The sequence below is a fragment of the Gracilimonas sp. genome (assembly GCF_035704785.1).
Lineage (GTDB): Bacteria > Bacteroidota > Rhodothermia > Balneolales > Balneolaceae > Gracilimonas.
The window spans coordinates 1-3,299 of the sequence record NZ_DASSWP010000211.1; the positions used below are offsets into that span (position 1 = coordinate 1).

Sequence of the window (3,299 nt, forward strand, 5' to 3'; positions counted from 1 at the left end):
AATTCACTAAAATAACCGTATCTTTAAGGCTTGCAACTTTTCTGAAAAAACGGACTTGAAGTGGAAAAACCACACTAATGTTGTATTCAAGAAGAGAAATTCACCCTAATTCAATATTGTAATGTTACAAGATTTAAGAAATATCGCCATCATTGCTCACGTAGATCATGGCAAAACAACGCTCGTAGATGAAATTCTGAAACAGAGCGGCACATTCAGAGAGAATCAAAAAGTTGATGAGAGAGTTATGGATTCAGGAGATCTTGAGAAAGAACGCGGAATCACCATCAGTTCTAAAAACACTGCTGTTCACTGGAAGGGAACCAAGATCAATATCGTGGATACTCCCGGTCACGCCGATTTTGGCGGAGAGGTAGAACGTATCCTTAAAATGGTGAACGGGGTGATCCTTTTGGTAGATGCCGCTGAAGGTCCACTTCCCCAAACAAAATTTGTACTTCGTAAATCACTGAGCTTGGGATATCGCCCGATCGTAGTGATCAACAAAATTGACCGTAAAGATGCGCGTCCTGATGCAGTTTTGGATGAGATTTTTGATCTTTTTGTGATGTTGGATGCCACTAACGAGCAGCTTGATTTTCCAGTTCTATACGCAGTGGCCGTTAACGGAATTGCTAAAACAAATCTTGAGGATGAAAGTGACAACCTGGAACCGCTATTGGATAAAATTGTAGAGCATGTTCCAGCCCCTGAGCAGAAAACAGAAGAGAAATTCAAAATGCTGGTTAGCAGTATTGACTGGAATGACTATGTTGGTCGAATTGCTGTAGGACGAATCGAGCAAGGTACCATCAAGATCGGGCAAGAAGTGGCTCTGATGGATGGCAAAGGCAAAGTGAAAGAAAAAGCGCGTGCCACTAAACTTTACACCTTCAATGGACTTCAGCGTGAGCCTGTTGAAAACGCTGTAGCGGGAGATATTATCGCCATGGCCGGCTATGAGGAAGTGAACGTTGGTGATACGCTTACCGATACGGCAGACATGAATCCACTCGAATATGTGGATATGGACAAGCCGACTATCGCAATGTATTTCCGGGTCAACAACTCACCTTTTGCCGGAAAAGAAGGAGATTATGTGACTTCTAACCAGCTCAAAGACCGGCTGCATAAAGAAGTGCGCACCAATGTTGCCATGCGGGTTGAGCCGACTGAAAGTCCTGATATTTATAAAGTATCGGGTCGCGGTGAATTACAGATGGCTATTTTGATCGAGACGATGCGACGTGAAGGATTTGAGTTTTCCGTATCACGCCCCGAAGTACTTTTCAAAGAAGTGGATGGGGTTGTGCATGAACCGGTTGAGGAAGTGGTCGTGGACGTTCAAACCGACTACAGTAATCGGGTGATCGATAACCTCCAAAAGAGAAAAGGGATCATGACCTCTATGAGTCAGGAAGGGGAAAATAACCGAATCCAGTTCCGTGTTCCTTCTCGTGGGTTGATCGGTTTCCGTGGTGAGATGCTGACTGAAACCCGGGGAACCGGAATCATGCACCAGCAATTTGATAACTACGAGCCTTATGCAGGTGAGATTCCCGGAAGAACACGGGGTGCACTGATAGCTCTTGAACAAGGAGATGTGACCGGGTATGCCCTTGAAGGTATACAGGATCGGGGAGAATTTTTTGTTGAACCCGGAGATCCTGTTTATATGGGGCAGGTTGTTGGCGTAAACAAACGCAGCGATGACATGGTAGTGAATGTTGTTAAGAAAAAGAACCTGACCAATCACCGTGCAACTCAAACTTCAGATTCCGTTAAGATCAGTCAGGCTAAAAAACTGAGTCTTGAGCAATGCATCGAATTTATTGATAATGATGAACTGCTTGAAGTAACACCAAAAGCGCTACGCATACGAAAAACTTTTCTTGATCATAACAATCGTAAGAGAGAAGAGAAGAAAAAGGCGGGCGTTTAACATAATCTGACAATGTTAAATGAGAAATTTTAAATGTTGAATTGGTGAGAGCCAATTCAACATTTAAAAACTAATGCGTATAAATACGTATAGCCTTTCCTTTATATTTTTTTACCCAAATCCAATTGGCTTTTTAGGTTAATAAGTGATTCATTAAGGAATAAAAAATTTCTTATATGAAGCGAAAAGATTTTTTAAAGATTGCGGGAATGGGAACTGCGGGTGTCACATTTCTTCCTTTTATAAACAGCAATGTTCTTGCATCGGGTTTACTTGATCAGGAAAAGAAGCGATTAGCTGAAATTGCTTTGACAGCCGCCAAAAATGCAGGAGCTTCTTATGCAGATATCCGCATCGGCCGATACCTTAACCAATTCATAAACAGTCGCGAGCAGAATATATCCGGTATCACCAATACCGAATCGTTTGGGTTTGGAATTCGGGTGATCGCTAATGGTACATGGGGATTTGCGTCCTCCAATCAGGTTACTGAAAGTGAAATTAAGCGGGTAGCCAATCAGGCAGTATTGATCGCTAAAGCCAATGGCCGGTTACAAACCGATCCTGTACAGTTAGCTCCGGTTCCCGGATATGGTGATGTAAGTTGGAACACCCCTATCGAAATCAATCCTTTTACAATATCGATGGAAGAAAAGGTGGATTTGTTGATGAACATCAACTCCGAAGCTGAAAAAGCCGGTGCCGACTTCTGTTCTTCGAATCTTTTCTTTGTTAACGAACAGAAATACTTTGCTTCAACAGAAGGCACCTTTGCCGATCAAAATGTATATCGTTGTTGGCCTACGTTTACAGTAACAAGTATAAATCGGGATGAGGGTGGTTTTGAAACCCGCAATTCGCTGGCTCAGCCCATTGGAATGGGGTATGAATATGTGAAGAATTTTGGGTTGATCGAAGAAGCTCGTGAAGCAGCTGAACAAGCTCAGGAAAAGCACACGGCAAAAAGTGTGGAGCCGGGAAAGTATGACCTGGTACTCGACCCTTCTCACTTGTTTTTGACGATCCACGAATCAGTAGGTCATCCGCTAGAGCTTGATCGAGTGTTGGGATATGAAGCCAACTATGCCGGTACAAGTTTTGCCACCCTCGATAAATGGAAGTCAGGCGATTTTCAATACGGAAGTGAGATCGTGAATTTCGTGGCCGACAAAAATCAAAAGGACGCCCTTGCCACCGTCGGTTATGATGATGACGGAGTGAAAACGAAACAATGGGACCTGGTTCGGGACGGAATTTTAGTCAATTATCAGGCCACTCGTGATCAGGTGAACATCATCGATCAAAATGAGTCTCACGGTTGTTGCTATGCAGATAGTTGGTCTTCAGTTCCTTTTCA

Annotated in this window: 2 protein-coding genes; both read left to right on the plus strand. The window is 43.3% G+C overall.

All coding sequences use genetic code 11. The features are described 5' to 3' along the window. The first annotated feature begins 121 nt into the window (after window positions 1-121). Complete coding sequence (typA, locus tag VFM80_RS12155) at window positions 122-1,942, plus strand: translational GTPase TypA (protein ID WP_395072099.1); 1,821 nt, start codon at window positions 122-124, stop codon at window positions 1,940-1,942. 176 nt (window positions 1,943-2,118) lie between these two features. Continuing rightward, window positions 2,119-3,299, plus strand: a 1,181-nt coding sequence (locus tag VFM80_RS12160) for a TldD/PmbA family protein (protein WP_395072100.1), incomplete at its 3' end; no start/stop codon positions are given.

Excerpts from the sequence above, each read along its gene's own strand:
- typA (WP_395072099.1), top strand. The coding sequence starts at position 122 with ATGTTACAAGATTTAAGAAATATCGCCATCATTGCTCACGTAGATCAT.